20 protein-coding genes and 1 pseudogene are annotated in these 16750 nt (G+C 60.3%); 9 read left to right on the forward strand and 12 right to left on the reverse strand.

The annotated features are described in order from the left end of the window. The first annotated feature begins 66 nt into the window (after nucleotides 1–66). The gene (locus tag LIY45_RS20745; protein WP_226477434.1) at nucleotides 67–384 is read left to right on the forward strand and encodes a hypothetical protein; all 318 of its coding nucleotides are present in this window, start codon (nucleotides 67–69) and stop codon (nucleotides 382–384) included. Between the two features lie 50 nt (nucleotides 385–434). Here LIY45_RS20745 and LIY45_RS20750 read toward each other — a convergent pair whose 3' ends face one another. Beyond that, complete coding sequence (locus tag LIY45_RS20750) at nucleotides 435–893, reverse strand: hypothetical protein (protein ID WP_226477435.1); 459 nt, start codon at nucleotides 891–893, stop codon at nucleotides 435–437. Next, nucleotides 894–2021, reverse strand: coding sequence for a glycerophosphodiester phosphodiesterase (locus LIY45_RS20755; RefSeq protein WP_226477436.1), 1128 nt, complete (start codon nucleotides 2019–2021; stop codon nucleotides 894–896). Between the two features lie 231 nt (nucleotides 2022–2252). Here LIY45_RS20755 and LIY45_RS20760 point away from each other — a divergent pair, with 231 nt between their 5' ends. After that, nucleotides 2253–2576, forward strand: coding sequence for a DUF2025 family protein (locus LIY45_RS20760; protein ID WP_226477437.1), 324 nt, complete (start codon nucleotides 2253–2255; stop codon nucleotides 2574–2576). A gap of 241 nt (nucleotides 2577–2817) precedes the next feature. Here LIY45_RS20760 and LIY45_RS20765 read toward each other — a convergent pair whose 3' ends face one another. Both LIY45_RS20765 and LIY45_RS20770 read right to left on the reverse strand, forming a co-directional pair. Continuing rightward, nucleotides 2818–3141, reverse strand: coding sequence for an antibiotic biosynthesis monooxygenase (locus tag LIY45_RS20765; protein WP_017475925.1), 324 nt, complete (start codon nucleotides 3139–3141; stop codon nucleotides 2818–2820). Then, nucleotides 3138–3833, reverse strand: coding sequence for a CTP synthase (locus LIY45_RS20770; protein WP_226477438.1), 696 nt, complete (start codon nucleotides 3831–3833; stop codon nucleotides 3138–3140). The genes LIY45_RS20765 and LIY45_RS20770 overlap by 4 nt, the downstream gene beginning before the upstream one ends. 79 nt (nucleotides 3834–3912) lie before the next feature. On the opposite strand from LIY45_RS20770, the gene LIY45_RS20775 reads away from it, so the two are divergent. Beyond that, nucleotides 3913–4797: a LysR family transcriptional regulator gene (locus LIY45_RS20775; RefSeq protein ID WP_226477439.1), complete on the forward strand. Its 885-nt coding sequence runs from the start codon at nucleotides 3913–3915 to the stop codon at nucleotides 4795–4797. Between the two features lie 18 nt (nucleotides 4798–4815). Here LIY45_RS20775 and LIY45_RS20780 read toward each other — a convergent pair whose 3' ends face one another. The 4 genes from LIY45_RS20780 to LIY45_RS20795 form a co-directional block, all read right to left on the reverse strand. Further along, a complete protein-coding gene (locus tag LIY45_RS20780; protein WP_017475922.1) occupies nucleotides 4816–5331 on the reverse strand; it encodes a DUF1003 domain-containing protein in 516 nt (171 codons plus the stop codon). 80 nt (nucleotides 5332–5411) lie between these two features. After that, the gene (locus LIY45_RS20785; RefSeq protein WP_226477440.1) at nucleotides 5412–6731 is read right to left on the reverse strand and encodes a PAS domain-containing methyl-accepting chemotaxis protein; all 1320 of its coding nucleotides are present in this window, start codon (nucleotides 6729–6731) and stop codon (nucleotides 5412–5414) included. Between the two features lie 238 nt (nucleotides 6732–6969). After that, nucleotides 6970–8028: a diguanylate cyclase gene (locus LIY45_RS20790; protein ID WP_017475920.1), complete on the reverse strand. Its 1059-nt coding sequence runs from the start codon at nucleotides 8026–8028 to the stop codon at nucleotides 6970–6972. 188 nt (nucleotides 8029–8216) lie between these two features. After that, nucleotides 8217–8837: a TetR/AcrR family transcriptional regulator gene (locus LIY45_RS20795; protein WP_017475919.1), complete on the reverse strand. Its 621-nt coding sequence runs from the start codon at nucleotides 8835–8837 to the stop codon at nucleotides 8217–8219. Between the two features lie 124 nt (nucleotides 8838–8961). On the opposite strand from LIY45_RS20795, the gene LIY45_RS20800 reads away from it, so the two are divergent. The 3 genes and pseudogenes from LIY45_RS20800 to LIY45_RS20810 form a co-directional block, all read left to right on the forward strand. Beyond that, nucleotides 8962–10020 (forward strand): MBL fold metallo-hydrolase, encoded by a 1059-nt coding sequence (locus tag LIY45_RS20800; RefSeq protein WP_226477441.1) that lies wholly within the window; start codon nucleotides 8962–8964, stop codon nucleotides 10018–10020. A gap of 113 nt (nucleotides 10021–10133) precedes the next feature. Next, on the forward strand, nucleotides 10134–10907 hold the full coding sequence (locus LIY45_RS20805; protein WP_226477442.1) for a hypothetical protein: 774 nt from the start codon (nucleotides 10134–10136) through the stop codon (nucleotides 10905–10907). A 41-nt stretch (nucleotides 10908–10948) separates the two neighbouring features. Beyond that, nucleotides 10949–11176, forward strand: a pseudogene (locus LIY45_RS20810) (helix-turn-helix domain-containing protein); the annotation flags it as partial. Nucleotides 11177–11193: 17 nt separating this feature from the next. On the opposite strand, the gene LIY45_RS20815 reads toward LIY45_RS20810, so the two are convergent. Beyond that, the gene (locus tag LIY45_RS20815; RefSeq protein ID WP_026077785.1) at nucleotides 11194–11574 is read right to left on the reverse strand and encodes a helix-turn-helix transcriptional regulator; all 381 of its coding nucleotides are present in this window, start codon (nucleotides 11572–11574) and stop codon (nucleotides 11194–11196) included. Between the two features lie 104 nt (nucleotides 11575–11678). After that, entirely contained in the window at nucleotides 11679–12449 is a 771-nt protein-coding gene (locus LIY45_RS20820) for a helix-turn-helix transcriptional regulator (RefSeq protein ID WP_226477443.1), read from the reverse strand. 115 nt (nucleotides 12450–12564) lie between these two features. Between LIY45_RS20820 and LIY45_RS20825 the strand changes: the two genes are divergently transcribed. The 3 genes from LIY45_RS20825 (at nucleotide 12565) to LIY45_RS20835 (ending at nucleotide 14513) form a co-directional block, all read left to right on the forward strand. Then, nucleotides 12565–13371, forward strand: a complete 807-nt coding sequence (locus LIY45_RS20825; RefSeq protein WP_226477444.1) for a sulfite exporter TauE/SafE family protein — start codon at nucleotides 12565–12567, stop codon at nucleotides 13369–13371. A 77-nt stretch (nucleotides 13372–13448) separates the two neighbouring features. Beyond that, nucleotides 13449–13811 (forward strand): hypothetical protein, encoded by a 363-nt coding sequence (locus LIY45_RS20830; protein ID WP_226477445.1) that lies wholly within the window; start codon nucleotides 13449–13451, stop codon nucleotides 13809–13811. A gap of 45 nt (nucleotides 13812–13856) precedes the next feature. Next, nucleotides 13857–14513, forward strand: a complete 657-nt coding sequence (locus tag LIY45_RS20835) for a hypothetical protein (protein ID WP_226477446.1) — start codon at nucleotides 13857–13859, stop codon at nucleotides 14511–14513. 12 nt (nucleotides 14514–14525) lie between these two features. On the opposite strand, the gene LIY45_RS20840 is transcribed toward LIY45_RS20835, so the two are convergent. Both LIY45_RS20840 and LIY45_RS20845 read right to left on the reverse strand, forming a co-directional pair. Continuing rightward, nucleotides 14526–15476 carry a hypothetical protein gene (locus tag LIY45_RS20840; protein ID WP_226477447.1) on the reverse strand — a complete coding sequence of 317 codons (951 nt, stop codon included), beginning with the start codon at nucleotides 15474–15476 and terminating at the stop codon, nucleotides 14526–14528. A 64-nt stretch (nucleotides 15477–15540) separates the two neighbouring features. Then, nucleotides 15541–16710: an MFS transporter gene (locus LIY45_RS20845; RefSeq protein ID WP_003211499.1), complete on the reverse strand. Its 1170-nt coding sequence runs from the start codon at nucleotides 16708–16710 to the stop codon at nucleotides 15541–15543. Between the last annotated feature and the right edge of the window lie 40 nt (nucleotides 16711–16750).

Here is a 16750-nt window from a genome sequence, read left to right on the forward strand (position 1 = left end):
CGCCGTTTGTTCAATCGGCGGCGAGTGCGGGGTTTCATGCTGGCGTCTCAATCATGGGAGGCACAGATGAAACAGTTATTGGCCTGGGTGTACGCGCCCTTGTTCTGGGCGGGATTTATCGGGTGGGCGCTCTGGCTGGTGCAGGTGGATGAGCCGCAGTGGCTGGGGCTGGTAGTTGTCTGCGCGGTGGTGGTGTCGTTTATTGGAGAGTGGTGGTTGCCCTATGAGCCGCAGTGGAATCGCAACCAGGGAGACCGTCGTCGCGACCTGATTCATGGGGTGGTCAACGAAGGTCTCAATATCGCGGGCTTGTTGAGCTTGCCGGTATTGACCGCGCTGCTGGCCGTTGATGGTGTAAGGAGCCGCCGGTGCCCGTCGGTCTAGTCCAGGATTCGTACACGCAGGTTGCGCAACGACGCCCCGGCCGGCCTCGGTCAAGGTGCTGCCGCCAACGACACATGCGCCGCCTGAGCCAGGGCGTGAGCGGAGACCTTGCCACTCAGTTGCTGATCCAGCGCCAACAGCGCGCGCTCCACGCGGGCGTCATCCAGTGCGCGTCTCGGCAATTGGCGCAGCGTGCGCTCGAGTGCTTTCAGGGACAGTTCACTGTCGGCCAGGGCGGCCTGCAAAGAGTCGAGGTCAAATGCGCCGGGTTCGGCATACACCATCAACACCTCACCCTGGGTGTGGAGGAGGGCATGGGGCATTCTGGAAGGGATAAACAGGCGATGGGCCGTGCTGACACGGCCATCGAGGCTGGCCGTGATCGGCCCGCCCGGGGAGAACATCAGCTGGTGGGCATAGTGTGCATGGGGCGCGGTGCGCCCCGGTATGCCCAGGATCAGCCCGTAGTCAGGCCCCAGCCACAGGCAGCCTGACCATTCGGGGCTCACTCAGTAACCGTTGTCCTGCAGCAGGTCGGCCACACTCGAGGACGGCCAGCGTTTGTAGTACTTCAGCAGTTCGGCGGCGCGGTTGGTGAAGATGCCGTCGACGCCGGCTTTCATCACCTTGTCGAAGTCCACCGGCTCATCCACGGTGTACACGTGCACCAGCATGCCTTTGTCGTGGGTCAACTGGTTCATCTCGGGTTTGACCAGGTCGGAGTAGCTCTGGTCGCCCAGGTTGGTCAGCTGTGCCGAAGGGCCGGTACCGATGGCGCCCAGGCTCTTGGCCTCGTCGACCCATTTTTCGAACTCGGCGGCGTCCTTCGGCTCCTGCTTGGCGTAGTAGGCGGCTTTGCTCGGCTCGCCGGACTCCGCGAAGGTCACCTTGGATTTTGGCTCGATGCTGCCTTCACCGACCCACAACAGCAGGATTTTCGGGGTGTTGGGCATCTCTTTTTGCAGTTCTTTCAGGCTGTCCTTTTCAAAGGTTTGCAGCACGACGCGGCCCTTGCCCTGGCCGACGCCGATGTTTTTCTGGGCCTGGTTGGAGCCCGTGGAGCTCAACCAGCCTTTGTCCAACAGCTTGTTCTTCAGGTCGGCTTCGATACCCGGGAATTGCTTCGGCTCTTTGGTTTCGATGTACAGGCCGGGTTTGTGCTGCGGGTTGCCTTCGGCAATCTTGATGATTTCGTCCAGGCTGAGGATTTTCAAGCCGACGAAGCCAGGGCGTGCGCGATCCGGGTAGGCGGCGTTGAACCAGCTGCCGGCGTCCAGGGTTTTAAGCTCGGCCCAGGTGAATTCGTTGGCCGGGCTGTCCTTGCGCTCGGGGAACTTGGTGGCGACGTCGGTGGTGCGTTGCAGGTTGTTGTCATGCAGGGCAAACAGCACGCCGTCCTTGCTGCGTTGCAGGTCCATTTCCAGGTAGTCGGCCCCCAGGTCGCGCGCGACTTTGTAGGCGGCGGCGGTGGATTCCGGTGCGTCGTAGGACGCGCCACGGTGGGCAATGACGGCAGGGTTTGGAATGCCTTCGTTGGCCGCGAGTTCGGTAGGGCTGATCGGGCTTGCCGCCTGTGCGTGGCCAAGGCCCAGCATCAGGGCCAGCAGCAGGGCACTCTTGGTAAACGTGACAGGCATAAGCGAAGTCCTTTCGTGGAGGTAACTTTGAGAAGGGCTCCTTTTTAACAATTGCTTGCGAATGGCGCTATCACCAAACCGACATTAACGTGTTAACGGGCCATTTTTCTGCACTTTTGTGCGGTGCCATGCAGTACTCTTGCCCTCAGATGCCCCATCAGAGGGCAGACTTTCTGCCATGCGTGTAAACCATCTTTCCAGTCCAAACAGGACTTTTCAGTGAGGTTTACCATGCGCATCACCTCCGAGCTTATCTGCCAGGCCGCCGACCAACTCCACGGTTTTGTCGGCCTGAACCGCAAGACCCACCAGTACATCGTCCGTTTCAGCGAAGACGCCTTCGGCATGGACGTGGCCGACGACGGCATCATCCCGACCGCCGAGTTTGTCTGGCAGCCGGTTGACGGGCAGGCCATGACCCTGTCCCGCGAGCGGATCCAATTGCTGCTGGACCAGAACATCGACGATCGCATCAACATCACGGAACCGCTGCGGGTGTACATGCGTCGGGCGGAGATTCCGCAGATCAGTGCGGTGCGCAGTCTGGTCAGTTGAGTGCCGCATAGCCCTGCGGCTGGAGCGCTTTTTGTGGCGAGGGAGCTTGCTCCCGCTGGGCTGCGTAGCGGCCCCAAAATCTTGGGAGCGCTGCGCACTCCAGCGGGAGCAAGCTCCCTCGCCACAGCAAGCTCCCTCGCCACAGCAAGCTCCCTCACCACAGAAGCTCCCTCACTACAGCGAGCTCCCTCACCACAGAGCCTCCCTTGTGCACATCAAGTGTTTTACACAGGCTGATGTTTCAGCGCTCGAACGCGTAAGACCGCTCCACCTTGCACACCCGTGTATGGCACGCCGAGTACCAGGTGGAGCGCCCCTGTTCGCGCACCTCGGTGTGCTCGGCGTGCTGCTTCCAGGCCAGGATCGCGGCTTCGCTGCTCCAGTAGGACACCGTGATGCCCAGGCCATCTTCCCCGCGCGCCGATTCCACGCCAAGAAAACCAGGTTGTTGCCGGGCCAGTTCCAGCATGCGGTCGGCGGCTTGTCCGTAACCGTTGTCACCTTCAGTGCGCAATGAACTGAACACCACGGCGTAGTACGGCGGTTTGGGCGTGTTGGCGATCATGCGCAGGCCTTCAGCAGCGCAATAGCCAACGGTGGCGTGACGCCTTTAAGCGCCGCACGTTCCGGCTGGAACAGAGTGGCGACAAAAAACGGATGGTCCAGCAGCTCCACCGCCCGCAGGTCGCCCGCCGAGTCATGGCCGCTGGCAATCAGGTCGGCTTCCAGCAATGCGCTTTCGAAGTCTGGATTGATGCCATAGCGGCAACGGTAGCCTTCATGGATATCCAGGGTGGCGTAGGCCTCGGCGATGCGGGTAAAGGCCATCAAGCGGAGGGTGTCAGTCGCTTCCACCAGCGCACAGGTCAGGGGCGTGAGCACTGCACGGGGCGAATCGGGGGCCAGTTCGCCGTGTTCGGCGTCGGCCCAGCCCAGCACGTTGCGGGCATATTCCAGCACCGCGTGTTGAAAACCGCCGCAGGTGCCGAGGAACGGGCGCCGCTGTTCGCGGGCATAACGGATGGCCAGCAGGGCGCCGTCGAGGTCACGGTAAGGGCTGGCGGGAACGCACCAGAAGCCATCGTAGTGCTGCAAGTGTTCGGTGGATTTGATCGTGTCGGTGGCCAGCCAGTCGAACCGCACCGTCAGGCCCAACGCCGCGCCGGCCTGTTGCAACGCCAAGGGAATGGCCTGGTGGGCGGTGACGTGTGGATCGTAGTCGCCGATCAGGGCCAGGTGCAGGGTGGTTTTATTCATCAAGGGTATCCGTGGCTTGTTGAGTCCTGGCGCTCACTATAGATTGGCGTTCACGCAATCAATATTGGCGTTAGCCCACATGTTCAATGCAGCCGCGCACTATCAGGTCGACTACCCCGACCTTTCCCTGATTCTCGCCCTGGTGCGGGGTGGCACGCTCGCACGGGCGGCGGCGTTGCTGCGGGTGGATGTGTCTACGGTTTTTCGCGCGGTGCGGCGGCTGGAGGCGGCGCTGGGCCAGCCGCTGTTCGAAAAAAGCCGCGCCGGCTACCTGCCCACCACCTTGGCCACCACGCTCGCCGAGCAGGCCGAACGTGCCGAACAAGCGCTGGAGGCGGCGCGTGTGGGGGTGGAGCAGGGCGGTGAAGTCATCAGCGGCACGGTACGCCTGACCTGTACGGATTCGGTGTTGCAGTCACTGTTGTTGCCGGCCCTGGCGCAGTTTATGCCTGGCTACCCGGCGCTGACCCTGGAGCTGAGCACCTCCAATGACTTTGCCAATCTCAGCCGCCGCGATGCGGATATCGCCCTGCGCCTGACCAAGACTCCGCCCGAGCATCTGGTAGGACGTTGCCTGGGCACGGTGTCGTATCGGGTGTGTGCCAGTGCCGACTATGCCCGCCAGCATGCAGGCAAGGAGCTGGCCGCCCTGAGCTGGATCGCGCCGGATGACTTTCTGCCGGACCATCCCACCGTCACCTGGCGGCGCCAGTACTTGCCCGGGGTGATGCCGGCCTATCGCTGCAACAGCATGGTCTCGGTGACCGAACTGGTGCGCGCGGGACTCGGTGTGGCGGCATTACCGGATTACTTGCTGGGCGCAGGCCTGCAACCGTTGAGCCCGCCGCTGACAGGGCATGACACGGCCCTGTGGCTGCTGACACGCCCCGATTGCCGGGCGCTGCGCTCGGTGGTCACGTTATTCGATCAGTTGGGCCAGCATGTGCGCTTGCCGGATCACTGACTGTGGGAGCTGGCAGGGTCAGGTTTTGCGCACGAAGTGCTCGTGCATCTCGGTGGTCAACCCTTCGATGCGTTCGGTCAGTTGCTTGGTCATCTCGGTGAGTTTGGTGTTCTGCTCCAGCAGTTCCAGCAATTGCTTGGTGGTTTGCGCTGCCTGGGCCTGGCGTTCGGTGTTGGCCACGGCCAGGGCTTCGCGGTGCTGGGCGTCGGCGTCGGATTGGGCCTTGTCCCGTGCGGCCTGGCGGGTCTGGGCCAGCAGGATCAGCGGCGCGGCATAGGCCGATTGCAGGCTGAACGCCAGGTTCAAGAGAATGAACGGATACACGTCAAAGTGTGTGATGCCGGTCACGTTGAGCACGACCCACAGAATCACGATTGCCGTTTGCGCCCCCAGGAATGTCGGGGTGCCAAAGAAGCGCGCGAAGGCTTCGGCTTTCAGCGCAAAGGTGTCATTACCGAAGGTCGGTTCGAGATGGGCGTGTTTACGATGAAAACGCAGGTGGTCAACTTTGGCGTCAGGTTTGTCCGGGGTCATGGCGGGCTCGAATCCGTGGTGTAAGACAAGCCACCACTATAGACCGAGCCCTCCACCAGGCACATGAAGAAGCCTGTCGCTTACCTGTTGCCCCGTTCATTGGCAAACGCGCTCACCGCCTGCACCGCCTCGCTGGCGCCTTCGCGAATTTGCAGGATCACGGTGCCGGCCTGGTTGGCCAGGTCCACGCCCTGGGCGGCGCGGTCGCGGGTGCCGTCCATGCTGTCGATGGCCTGGCGGGTTTCGCTCTGGATCATCTCGATCATCGACGAAATCTCCGCCGTTGAGCCGCTGGTGCGCGCCGCCAACTGCCGCACTTCATCGGCTACCACTGCAAAGCCGCGCCCTTGCTCGCCGGCGCGGGCGGCTTCGATGGCGGCGTTCAAGGCCAGCAAGTTGGTCTGGTCGGCGATCCCGCGAATGGTGTTGACGATGGCGGTGATTTGCTGCGAACGCTCGCCCAGCTTGGCGATCAGCGCGGAAGAACCGTCGATGTTGGCGGCAATCTCGCGCATGCCCGTGGCGGTCTGCTGGATCACCTCGGCGCCTTTTTCGGCGAAGTCCCGGGTTTGCAGCGAGATGTGATAAGCCTGGGTCGCGCTTTGGGCGTCGGCGGCGTGTTTTTCCACCATGGCCGTGACGTCGGAAGCGTACTTCACCACCTTGCACAGGCGCCCGCTGGCGTCGTACACCGGGTTGTAGTTGGCTTCCAGCCACACCACATGGCCGTTTTTGTCGATGCGTTCGAACTGGCCGTTGAACAGATCGCCCTGGTTCAGCCGTTGCCAGAAATCGCTGTAGGCGCTGCTGTTGGCCAGCTCCGGTGTGCAGAACATGCGGTGATGCTTGCCCTGGACCTGCGCCAGGCTGTAGCCCATGCGCTGCAGGAAATTCTGGTTGGCGCTGATGATGGTGCCGTCGAGGTTGAACTCGATCACCGCCATGGCGCGGTCGATGGCCTGCAACTTGGCGTTGGCTTCGCTCTCCGCCTGCATTTTCGAGGTGACGTCCATGGCGTACTTCACCACTTTCACCACGTTGCCGGATTCGTCGCGCACCGGGTTGTAACTGGCTTCCAGCCAGATCGGCTGGCCGCTGCTGGTCACCCGTTCGAAGGTGCCGGACTGGAATTGGCCGTTGCGCAGTTGTGTCCACAATTGGCCGTACTCGGCGCTGCGGGCAAAGGCCGGGGGACAGAACAGCCGGTGGGACTGGCCCACCACTTGATCGGCGGTGTAACCCATGGCCTTGAGAAAGTTCTCATTGGCTCGCAGGACCGTGCCTTGCAGGTCGAATTCGATCACCGCCATGGAGCGGTCGATGGCGTCGAGAAGGCTGGCTTGCTGGGCAAGGGTGGCTTGCAAGGTACTGATGGTTTTTTTATGGGCGTTGAATAGCATGGTCGTGTGCTCGGGGGAAGCAAGCGTCAGGGGTATCCATGGGGGCGCCTGCCACCGTATGGCTCAAGCCTACGGCGAACGTGCTCATTGCCAGCTTCCTTGTGCTGACAGAGGGTGGAACAGCGGGTTCTGAGTCGTATGGTCGGCAAGAAGTTCTACGGCGACCGACCAATGGCGGCATTATGCTATCGGTCGGTGGTAGCTGCGCTTAATTCAGACGAGGTGCAGTTCGCGGGATTCAAGCGCTATGAGCGACCACATAGTCGCTGATATTCACGCGGTTACGGCCAGTGTCCTTGGCCGCATACAGCGCGCGGTCCGCTGCGTTGAGCCACATGGCCGCGTCGGTGAAGGTGCTTTGAAAAGACGCCAGGCCAATGCTCAGGCTGACCCGCAACTCCGGGATTTCCGGGTTACGGTAATTACTGAACACCTCGCGCATGCGTTCCATGACTTGCGCCGCCTGTTCCATGGGCATGTCCGGAAGAATCACACAGAATTCGTCGCCGCCGTAACGCCCGGCCAGGTCGTTTTCCCGCAGGTTGCGGCGCAGCTCCAGGCTCAGTTGGCGCAGAACCTGGTCGCCGATGATGTGCCCGTAGCTGTCGTTGATTTGCTTGAAATGATCGATGTCGATCAGCGCAATAGTGGCGTGGACCTGTTGTTGCTGGCACTTGTGAAACTTCAGGTGCAGCAGGTCTTTCCACGAACCGTGATTGAGCAGGCCGGTAAGGCTGTCGGTGCGGCTCAGGGCGCTCAGGGCACGTTTGTGTTCCGACAACTTGATCGCCAGGCGGTAGCAGACCATGCCCAGCGCCATGGGATACAGCGTCAGCATGGGCAGGCAGGCGTAGACCTGGACCAGGCTGACGTCGGGGTTGAACGTGATGCCGAATAACAGCCATGACACGCCGATGCCCACCAGCTGCGCGACTATCCCGTGGAGGAACAGGCGTTTGCCGCCGGCGGCGACGTTGTTCATGGTCATCATCGACAGGATGGTCACGGCGGTGAGGGGCGTGAATTGGGTGGTGGCCGCCCAGAATCCGCCGAGCAACGAGTCGTACAGCAGGTTTCGTCGTTCCGCCTTGTAGGGGAAGTCGGAGCGAGTGGACAGTTGATACGCCAGGTGCGCCCAACCAAAACCATTGAACAGCAGCAACGCCCAGACCCAGCCAGGCATGTGCAGTGGGTAAAGCGCAGCGATGACGCTGATGCAGCCGATGCCCAGGCCGATGATCCTTGGCCTGTAGATACGTCTGGCAAATGACAGCCCTTTGCCTCGTTGGTTTTCCATAAATTCCTGGGTCGATTCTTTTTTGCAGGTACGACGGCACACGTGATCGGGAAAACCACTGGTCGGATAATACGTGTGAATATTGTCAGTTATTCGCGTGGGAATAATCAGTGTCCTTCCAAGCCATTTGCAAAGGGCACAGGGCGAATCTGACAAAAAACGACCTTGGATGTCGTTCCTGCAACAGGTCAGTGCTGCGGCACGACCTCATAGCCCGCCAGGAACAGGTCGATGGCCGACTCGATGACGTTCGCCTGGGCGTCGGCGTCCAGGGTTGGCTGGCCGAGGGTGATCTGTGGCCAGAAGGCAAAAGCCTTGAGCAGGCTTTGCACCTGGTGGGCGGCGAAGCACGGGTCGGTGCAACGCAGCCGGCCGTCTTCCTGGGCGGCGCGCACCCATTGGGTGAACCCTTCTTCGCGCTTGCTCAAGCGGTTGACCATGTCCTGGGCGCGTTCCGGGGAGTGGATGGTGGCGGCAATTGCCACGCGGGCCAGGTCGAGGAAGTTGGCGTCCGACATCATCGCCATCTTGGCCTGCAGCAACCCGCGCAGTTGCTCACGCAGCGGGCGGTCGCTGGCGTAGCTGACGTCCAGTTGCGCCACGCTGCTGGCCCACAGTTGATGCAGGATCTCGGCGAACAGTTCTTCCTTGCTGGGAAAATGGTTGTACACCGTGCGTTTGGAAACCCCCGCGGTGGCGGCGATCTTGTCCATGCTGGTGACCTCGAAACCGTTGTCACGAAACTCGGCGATGGCGGCTGCCACGATGGCTTCGCGTTTACGGTCGGTGAGGCGCTGAGGTGCAGTCATGGGGGGATTTCGGCTCTGAAGGGAAAATTACACTCGGTAGTTTACTTGCTCCGCGTTTTGTTGCAATCTAGAAACTACACTGTGCAGTGTAATTTAAAGAGCAGTCTGCAGGAGTTCCTCGGTAATGGCCACGATCTCAACCCGTCTCGACAGTTCTTCTTCAGCGCCCAAGTCTTCCGAACAACAGCAAGGTCACTTCACCAATCAGAAGCCCATCCAGCATGGCGGCTTGGGCAAGACCTTGGGCATCATGTGGAAGATGTTTTTCCAGAAGCCCCGCAGCACGCGGCCGGTGGGTGAGATCCCGGTGCAGCCGCTGACCCGTGAGCAACTGTTCGCCGCCCCCGACCACAGCGTGTTCCGCCTTGGGCACTCCACCGTCCTGCTGAAAATGCGCGGCAAGTTCTGGCTGACCGACCCGGTGTTCGCCGAGCGTGCTTCGCCGTTCAGTTGGGCCGGCCCCAAGCGTTTCCACCAACCGCCGATCAGCCTTGAAGACCTGCCGCCGATCGAGGCGGTGATTCTTTCCCACAACCACTACGACCATCTGGACCACAAGGCGGTGGTGCAACTGGCGGACAAGACCCGCTATTTCCTCGCGCCGCTGGGCGTGGGCGATACGTTGGTCAAGTGGGGCGTGGATGCCAGCAAGGTGCGGCAACTGGATTGGTGGCAGGGCACTGAAGTGGACGGGATTCGCTTTGTTTCCACGCCGGCCCAGCACTTTTCCGGGCGTGGCCTGTTCGATGGCAACCAGACGCTGTGGTGTTCGTGGGTGATGATCGACGGCCCGCGGCGGATTTTCTTCAGCGGCGATACCGGCTATTTCGAAGGCTTCAAGCGCATCGGCGAGCAGTACGGTCCGTTTGATCTGACCCTGATGGAAACCGGTGCTTACAACGTCGACTGGCCCCACGTTCACATGCAACCGGAAGAAACCCTGCAGGCGCACATTGACCTGAAGGGCCGCTGGTTGCTGCCGATCCACAACGGCACCTTTGACCTGGCGTTTCATGCGTGGCACGAACCGTTCGACCGGATCATGGCGCTGGCGTGGGAGCGTAATGTGTCGATCACCACGCCGGCGATGGGGCAGGCGTTCATGCTCAATCAGCCGGAGCGCGGGCAGGCCTGGTGGCTGGAAGTCGAGCACGCAGGTAACGAGCAACACGTCGGCGGGTGATAGCTATTTAGATGCAGTCCCACTGCTGAGTTGCAGAGTGTTTCCGACCTACAGCCGTCTCGATAAAAGGATGCAATCATCCTTCGAAAATCAGTTTCGAGGCGTGGGCGTATATGGACGACAAGAGTAGGAAGGTCACAGCGTCGGGCGCGTTCTGTGTGTTCAAACAGACAGTCTCGGGGGACAGTTCTGTTCCCCCGGCTTGCGCTCCGACCGTCAGCAAGGGCGTCGTGTTTGGCGCTGATATGGGCGGTGCAATCGTCAGCTCCATCGATCACCCGAGCGGCCTGGAGTTTGACTCCCCGAGCGGCTACGGCCCCCGGTTCGATATCCCCGGCCCCATGATGCGCACCGTGCGCGACCCTTCGTTATCACTGATCGCCCTCAGCGGCGTTGACCCTGAGGGGCCGGTGATGGTGGAGGTCCCGCCGGTCGCCGATGCGGGTCATCTGATCAACACACGGCCGTTGGCGGGCAGCCGCATTGGTTTTGCCAGTGAATATGTTGCAGGTGATGTTCGGGAAACGATCGAACACAGCGCGCACTTTGCTCAGGTACTGAACGTACTGCGTACAGCCGGTGCGGAGTTGGTGCCCGTGCATGCGCGGCTGACGGATGACACGCGTCATTTCACCCTGGACCCTGGCAACGAAATTAACGATCGGGTCACGGAAAATCGGCTCGATGGGTTGGTGTCCGATGCGCAAAGTGCCGCCTTTCATCAAGCAGCCACTGCGGGTAACCCAAGGATACGTCTACCCACCGGTACTGGCCCGGATGGGGTTTCAACGTTTGTGTGGTTCTATGGCGCTTATTGGGCCGGCGATGGTCTGGCTGCGCTGGCGCAAGGCTGTCGGTTGGTATTGTCGGCGCAGACGCCGCGATGATGAACAGGTCTCCCAGGCAATCAGGAAGCCTGCGTTTACACCAATTCAGCCGACTGTTCCGCGCCGAAACCGGCCAATCACCGGGCAAGGCAGTGGAACACCTGCGCATTGAAGCCGCGCGCTTGATGCTCGAATCCGGCAGCCACTCCATCGACGTCGTCGCCCGGGAGACAGGCTTCGGTGACCCGGAACGCATGCGTCGGGCCTTTTTGCGGGCGTTTGGCCAGCCGCCACAAATGATCCTTCGGGCGTTGCAGTTGCAGGCGTGAGTTGATGGCCTTGCGCGCTACGCACCATTGGGCTGAGGTGTTGTTGGGTCAATGGATGCCGCTGTTGAATCCAGAAACCTGGAGATGATTCCTTTGGTGGCAGGTTGTGCCGGAGTGCTGGCGCGGCCCCGCACATTCATCCCCCACCCCGGCGCAAACCCCGGGAAAAACACCAACCCTTCAGCCTCCAGACGAAACGCCACACTCAGGCGGACTTCATCGTCCACATCGCCATGGCTTTCAAAACGTTGAAGGGCGTCCACTTCCACATCCGCTTCCCGGGCCAGGTCTTCCCGGCTCCAGCCCAGCATCAGGCGGGCCTGGACGCTGTGCCGTGGGGTGAATTGATGAAGGACGATCTGCTGTTCTACGGTGTTGCTCATTGCCAGAGAGGACATGGGCTTTCTCCAGGTTCGACGGGGGAAGGCAAACTATACTGTGTTTTTGTACAGTTGTTTCTACCGCTCATCAACTGGATGGTTTCGAGAGGGTTGCCGCCGGTCTATTTCGCCCCGTCCAGGTAGGTGCTCGGCGACTGGCCAAGCACTCGCCGGAACATGCTGGAAAACGCCGCCGGGTTTTCATAGCCCAGGTCCAGGGCGATCCGGGTGACGGTCTCGCCGCTGGCCAGGCGTGCCAGGGCCTGCACCACGCACGCTCGTTGGCGCCATTGCACGAAACTCAAGCCGGTGTGTTGGCGAAAATGCCGGCTGAAGGTGCGCAGGCTCAGGTACGATTGTTCAGCCCACTGAATCGGTGACTGGTGCACGTCCGGCCGCTGCAGAAACGCCAGGCACAGGGCAAGCAGGCGTGGGTCCTCCGGAAGCGGGATATGCAAGGGCAAGTGCGTGGCGCGGGCCAGTTCATGCAACAGCAGGCTGACCAGCGTACCGTCGCGCCCGGCCTCGTCGTATTCCAGCGGCAGCTCCACCGCCTCCATCAGCAACTGGCGCATCAGGGGTGAAACGGTGATGACGTGGCAGCTGGCGCCCAAGTCGGTGACCGCGTGCGGTTCGATATACAGGCTGCGCGTCGACACACCGATCATCAGCACTTCATGGGGCACCTGGGCGGGAATCCACACCGCACGCTGGGGCGGCACAACCCAGTTGCCTTGCTGGGTGCTGACTTGCATCACCCCGGTGGCGCCATACAACAACTGCCCGCGCCGGTGGCTGTGGCGCTTGAGCAGATAGCCGTGGGGATAATCGGTGCCGATTGCCACCACCGTTCGCGGCGTCAGGTCGAGTTGAGCGATGGAAACGTTGCGCATGGAGCTGATTCCGGAAGTGGCAATATCTCGCACATTATTGGCCGACTTGCGCAAGCGGGCCAAGCCTTGAATCTCTATCGTCGACAGCTCTCCCTGAGGCTGAAGGCGATTCTCGATGTTCTATCTATTACTGGCACTGTTCGGCTGCATGACCGGCGTGACGGCGGTGCTGTTCGGCTTCGGCGGCGGGTTCGTAGTGGTGCCGTTGCTGTACGGCATGCTCAAGCTCAGCCACGACGCGGGCGTGAGTGCATCGGCGATGCATATCGCGGTCGCCACCTCCACCTGCGTGATGATCGTCAACGCGCTGCTTGCCACCGGAAAACACCGTCGCAAAGGTAATCTGATTCGCCATTACCTGTGGCCGTTGGGCGGGTACATTGGGATCGGCGCCGTGCTGGGCGCCGGTGCTGCGATGTTCGCCAGTGGCGATTTCATGCGGTACGCCTTTATCGCCTACCTGGCCGTCACCATCGTCGATTGCCTGCTGCGCAGGGGCTTTCTCAGCCAGGACGACAGGCTCCAGCCACGACGCCTGAGCGGCGCGGAAGTGACGGGCGGCGGCATCGCCATTGGCCTGATCGCCACCTTCCTCGGGGTGGGCGGCAGCGTGATGACCGTGCCATTGTTGCGCCGTTGCGGCTTGAGCATGTCCCAGTCCACGTCCATGGCCAACCCCTTGAGTGTTCCGGTGGCGTTGGCCGGTACGTTTACCTACATGCTCATGGCAGGATTCGCCAAGGTGGAATTGGGCGCGTGGTTTGTCGGCTATGTCGACTTGCTGGCGTTTGCCATCCTCACCCTGGGCTCGCTGCTGGGCATTCGCCTGGCCACACCGTGGATCGGCCGCATCCCGGATGCACTGCATGCGCGGGTGTATATCGGGTTGTTGGGCGTGGTGATGGTGAGCATGCTGGTCTGACACTAGTGGATTTTGCGTTCTCTCAGCCGCAGGCTAGGGTTACTTCTTTATTCAAAAGAAAGTGACCGGGGAATGTGATGTCCATTTCCGAAAGCGATTGGAAGAAGTACAAAGTCCTCAGGGCATTGGCGCTTGAACGCTTTTACCTAGGCGTACTGGCTGATGCAAAGACCATCAGCGAGCGCGAAACGCTTTCTGCCGAGGCTCGGTACAGGACACTGTATCGCCTCACCAGGGATCGCGATAACGATGTCGTCCGAATGTTTGATCTCTACAGTCGCTCGAAAGCCCGCGAAAGCCTCGCGCAAATGATCAGGCATGACTTGTTGAGTGATTCAGAGTTGTCGGTATTAAGCGAAGAGACATTGAGCGCTATTGGCTACGCGGTCAGGCAGCGTTACGAAATCGAGTGGGTTGCTGCACACGTACAACGCGACTGAGAGTCTTGTCTATGACTTCAGTACAAATGTTCAGGAAGTATCTTGATGCTAAGTTTTAATTGTACGCAGGCGGCTGGTGATTTTTTTAGCCGGGTTCACAAAGGCAAAAAAATTACCCCGGTTCAAAAACCGCTGCCACAAGAAAGCCAGGGCGATGACCTGTACGCCGCCCCTCATCAGTGGCTGGTCCATGCCGCGACGGTTCAACGTAAACATGTGCTGTTGGCGATACATCTGAAAACCCGCTATTGCATGCTGTTTTTTGATATGAAAAAGGCCGATGCCGATGGCTTCGTGCACACCTTTATTAATCGCTGGATGAGTGGTGTTTTGGATCTCGCCTTAAAGTCTGATGTTTTGGATTTGGTTGATCCGTCGGTGCCTGAGCAGCAATTCGTCAGTTTGGTCGAGTCGTACTGCCAGCAGCAGCGGGGTGATCGGAGTGCGCAGACTCAAATCAACGAAATATTGCGGAATTTTGAGATGGACGCAGAAGGCGTGGATCTTGCCGCAATGCCTTGGAGCGCTCTGCATTACGACGCTCGAATCAACCATACGCCTCGAAGCTTGAAAGATGTGAAGGGGCTTCATTGGCCGGATGAGGAAATGCTGATTCATTGGTTGGTCACGGTAGGCGGCTTGGACCCTGCGGGCGCCGCACTTGCACGTGAAAAGTACCGTCTATTCAGCCGAAGGGCCTGACCTGGAGTCGCATTACCGTTCTCCCAACCCCGGCGCCTCGCGGATAATCAGGTGATCCAGGTTCTGGATATTGGCACTGAACACCCCGAACGTCTGCTCGGGGTTTTTCTTGCTTGGCACCTGTTTCAGCTCCGGCGTCACCCCGTAGAAGAAGCAATACAGCGCTCGATCACTGTCAACCGCCGCCTTGATCTGCTCCAGGAACGCCTTGCGCTTGCGGTAGTTCTCGATCAGTTTTTTGCTCAGGTAAACATTGATGGAGTAGGGCTTCTTGTCGAGCCAGGCTTTCTTTTCGAAGTCGATGCGAAAGCTGCTGGTGTAGTCCTTGATCTCCTTGATCTTGCCCCAGTAGATCAGGCCTTTGTTGTCTTGCAGGTATTCGATCTTCTTGAAAATCGTCCAGTAGGTCGCGGTGTGATCGCCGATCTTCAAGGGCATGCTTTTCAGCTTTTCCTTGTCGTCGATATTCGATACGTAGCATTCCACCGGGTGGGCGAAGACGCTGGTCTTGTCCGGGGGGGTATCGCTTGAGCTGTGAGACAAGGCATTGCGGGTTGCCGGCGTTTTCGGTGGTTCTTGTGGGGTGCCGCCCTCGGCACCGATAACCGGGGTTTTGCGTTCGTACTGGCGTCGCGTCAGGACAAATTCCGACGGGAAATTTTCCTCCGGCCCATCCTCTGCTTCACCTTTTCCGGCATGGCGGATGGCGTAACGGCAGCCCTCGATATGCCGGGTACTGGGGATGTTCTTGAAGTGTGGCGTGCGCAGGTAATTGACGTTTTTCGCATTGAAGGTGCCCAGCACATTGCCCGCCGCAAACGCCGCCCGGCATTCATCGTTGGGGCACAGGAAACTGTCCTTGTCGGAGTCGAAGGCGGCGGTTTCGTCGAAATTCAGGTCGCGCACGTCATAGATCGACAGCTTGTCGTCGAGACTCAGGCTGTAGGCCGTGTCGAATTTCATGGGGCTCGGGTCCGTGAGAGATTTCGCTATTAATAGCGGGATATCGAGCAAATATCAGTAGAAATTACGCACGGACCACCACACGCCGGCCACTCAGGAAACACAAGGTGCCTCCCACCGCCGTCAGCCCGCTGAGTACATAGAACATCGAGGCGGGCGATGCATTGATCAGCAGGTAGCCGCAGATCACCGGGCTCAAGGCGCCGCCAAATGCCGCCAGGTTTTGTGCGCCGTAATAACTGCCGCGCAGGGCGTCCGGGGCGATGGTGTCGATAAACAGGAATTCGGAGGGGTAGATGATCATCTCCCCGAGGGTGAACACAAACATCGCGACACACCACGACACCAAGCCGTCCGCCATGCTGAAGCCGATCAACCCGGCAATAAACAGCGAGGTGCCGAGCACGATCCAGTAGCGCAGTTGTTCGCGCTTGAGGAAGCGGCCGATCTGGTACTGCATCAGGATCACCGTAATGGCGTTGCACGCCAGCACCGCAGAGAGAATTTTCAGCGCGTTTTCCGGCTTGTAGGCCACCAGCAGAAACTGCGACAGATACAGGGTGTAGCGCCCGTGGACAATGGTGCTCAACAGGCTGCCGCTGGTAAACAGGATCAAGGTGCGATCGCTGCGCAGGGTCCGCAGGGTGCTGAGAAAACTTAAGGGTTTGTTGCTGTCGTCGCGCTGGGTCGGCGGGATGCCGATCATCAGGAACAGGCTGCCAAAGGCAATCGCGCTGGCGATCAGGAACGGTGCCAGGGGCATCTGGCCGGCAATCACCACGCCGAGCATCGGGCCGGTGGCGTAGCCGACATTGGTCAGGGTGTAGCGCAGGGAAAACACCTTGGCCCGCTGGCCCACCGGCAGGTTCTCGCTGATGATCGCCTTGGAGCCGATCAGGAACAGCGCCGACGCGGCCTCGGTGATCACCAGGGTCAGGGTGGTCAGGTACAGGTTGCTGGCAAAGGTCAGCAACAGAAAACCGATGGAGCTTGAGAGCATCGCCAGGATCAGCAGCTTGCGCTTTTCCAGGCGGTCGATGATGTAGCCACCGTAGAGGCCCAGCAGGGTGGCGATGAACACGGCGATGCCCATCAGCAAGCCGATGTCCTGCTGGTTGAGGCCCAGGCGGGTGCTGAGCAACAGGGCGAGCAACGGGCTGGTCATGGCGCGGCTGACGACGATGGTCACCGAGCAGATCATCAGGCGGCGGATTACCAGGGAGTACGTGGCCACGGTGGGGCAGATGTCCTTATTCTTGGGGCTGACGATGATC

This window comes from Pseudomonas sp. MWU16-30323 (assembly GCF_020515595.1).
Taxonomy (GTDB): domain Bacteria; phylum Pseudomonadota; class Gammaproteobacteria; order Pseudomonadales; family Pseudomonadaceae; genus Aquipseudomonas; species Aquipseudomonas yamanorum.

Excerpts from the sequence above, each read along its gene's own strand:
- LIY45_RS20840 (WP_226477447.1), bottom strand. The coding sequence starts at position 15,476 with ATGAAATTCGACACGGCCTACAGCCTGAGTCTCGACGACAAGCTGTCG.
- LIY45_RS20780 (WP_017475922.1), bottom strand. The coding sequence starts at position 5,331 with ATGACCCCGGACAAACCTGACGCCAAAGTTGACCACCTGCGTTTTCAT.
- LIY45_RS20795 (WP_017475919.1), bottom strand. The coding sequence starts at position 8,837 with ATGACTGCACCTCAGCGCCTCACCGACCGTAAACGCGAAGCCATCGTG.
- LIY45_RS20825 (WP_226477444.1), top strand. The coding sequence starts at position 12,565 with ATGTTCTATCTATTACTGGCACTGTTCGGCTGCATGACCGGCGTGACG.
- LIY45_RS20835 (WP_226477446.1), top strand. The coding sequence starts at position 13,857 with ATGCTAAGTTTTAATTGTACGCAGGCGGCTGGTGATTTTTTTAGCCGG.
- LIY45_RS20755 (WP_226477436.1), bottom strand. The coding sequence starts at position 2,021 with ATGCCTGTCACGTTTACCAAGAGTGCCCTGCTGCTGGCCCTGATGCTG.
- LIY45_RS20785 (WP_226477440.1), bottom strand. The coding sequence starts at position 6,731 with ATGCTATTCAACGCCCATAAAAAAACCATCAGTACCTTGCAAGCCACC.
- LIY45_RS20770 (WP_226477438.1), bottom strand. The coding sequence starts at position 3,833 with ATGAATAAAACCACCCTGCACCTGGCCCTGATCGGCGACTACGATCCA.
- LIY45_RS20805 (WP_226477442.1), top strand. The coding sequence starts at position 10,134 with ATGGACGACAAGAGTAGGAAGGTCACAGCGTCGGGCGCGTTCTGTGTG.
- LIY45_RS20790 (WP_017475920.1), bottom strand. The coding sequence starts at position 8,028 with ATGGAAAACCAACGAGGCAAAGGGCTGTCATTTGCCAGACGTATCTAC.
- LIY45_RS20765 (WP_017475925.1), bottom strand. The coding sequence starts at position 3,141 with ATGATCGCCAACACGCCCAAACCGCCGTACTACGCCGTGGTGTTCAGT.
- LIY45_RS20800 (WP_226477441.1), top strand. The coding sequence starts at position 8,962 with ATGGCCACGATCTCAACCCGTCTCGACAGTTCTTCTTCAGCGCCCAAG.
- LIY45_RS20815 (WP_026077785.1), bottom strand. The coding sequence starts at position 11,574 with ATGTCCTCTCTGGCAATGAGCAACACCGTAGAACAGCAGATCGTCCTT.
- LIY45_RS20820 (WP_226477443.1), bottom strand. The coding sequence starts at position 12,449 with ATGCGCAACGTTTCCATCGCTCAACTCGACCTGACGCCGCGAACGGTG.
- LIY45_RS20830 (WP_226477445.1), top strand. The coding sequence starts at position 13,449 with ATGTCCATTTCCGAAAGCGATTGGAAGAAGTACAAAGTCCTCAGGGCA.
- LIY45_RS20760 (WP_226477437.1), top strand. The coding sequence starts at position 2,253 with ATGCGCATCACCTCCGAGCTTATCTGCCAGGCCGCCGACCAACTCCAC.
- LIY45_RS20745 (WP_226477434.1), top strand. The coding sequence starts at position 67 with ATGAAACAGTTATTGGCCTGGGTGTACGCGCCCTTGTTCTGGGCGGGA.
- LIY45_RS20775 (WP_226477439.1), top strand. The coding sequence starts at position 3,913 with ATGTTCAATGCAGCCGCGCACTATCAGGTCGACTACCCCGACCTTTCC.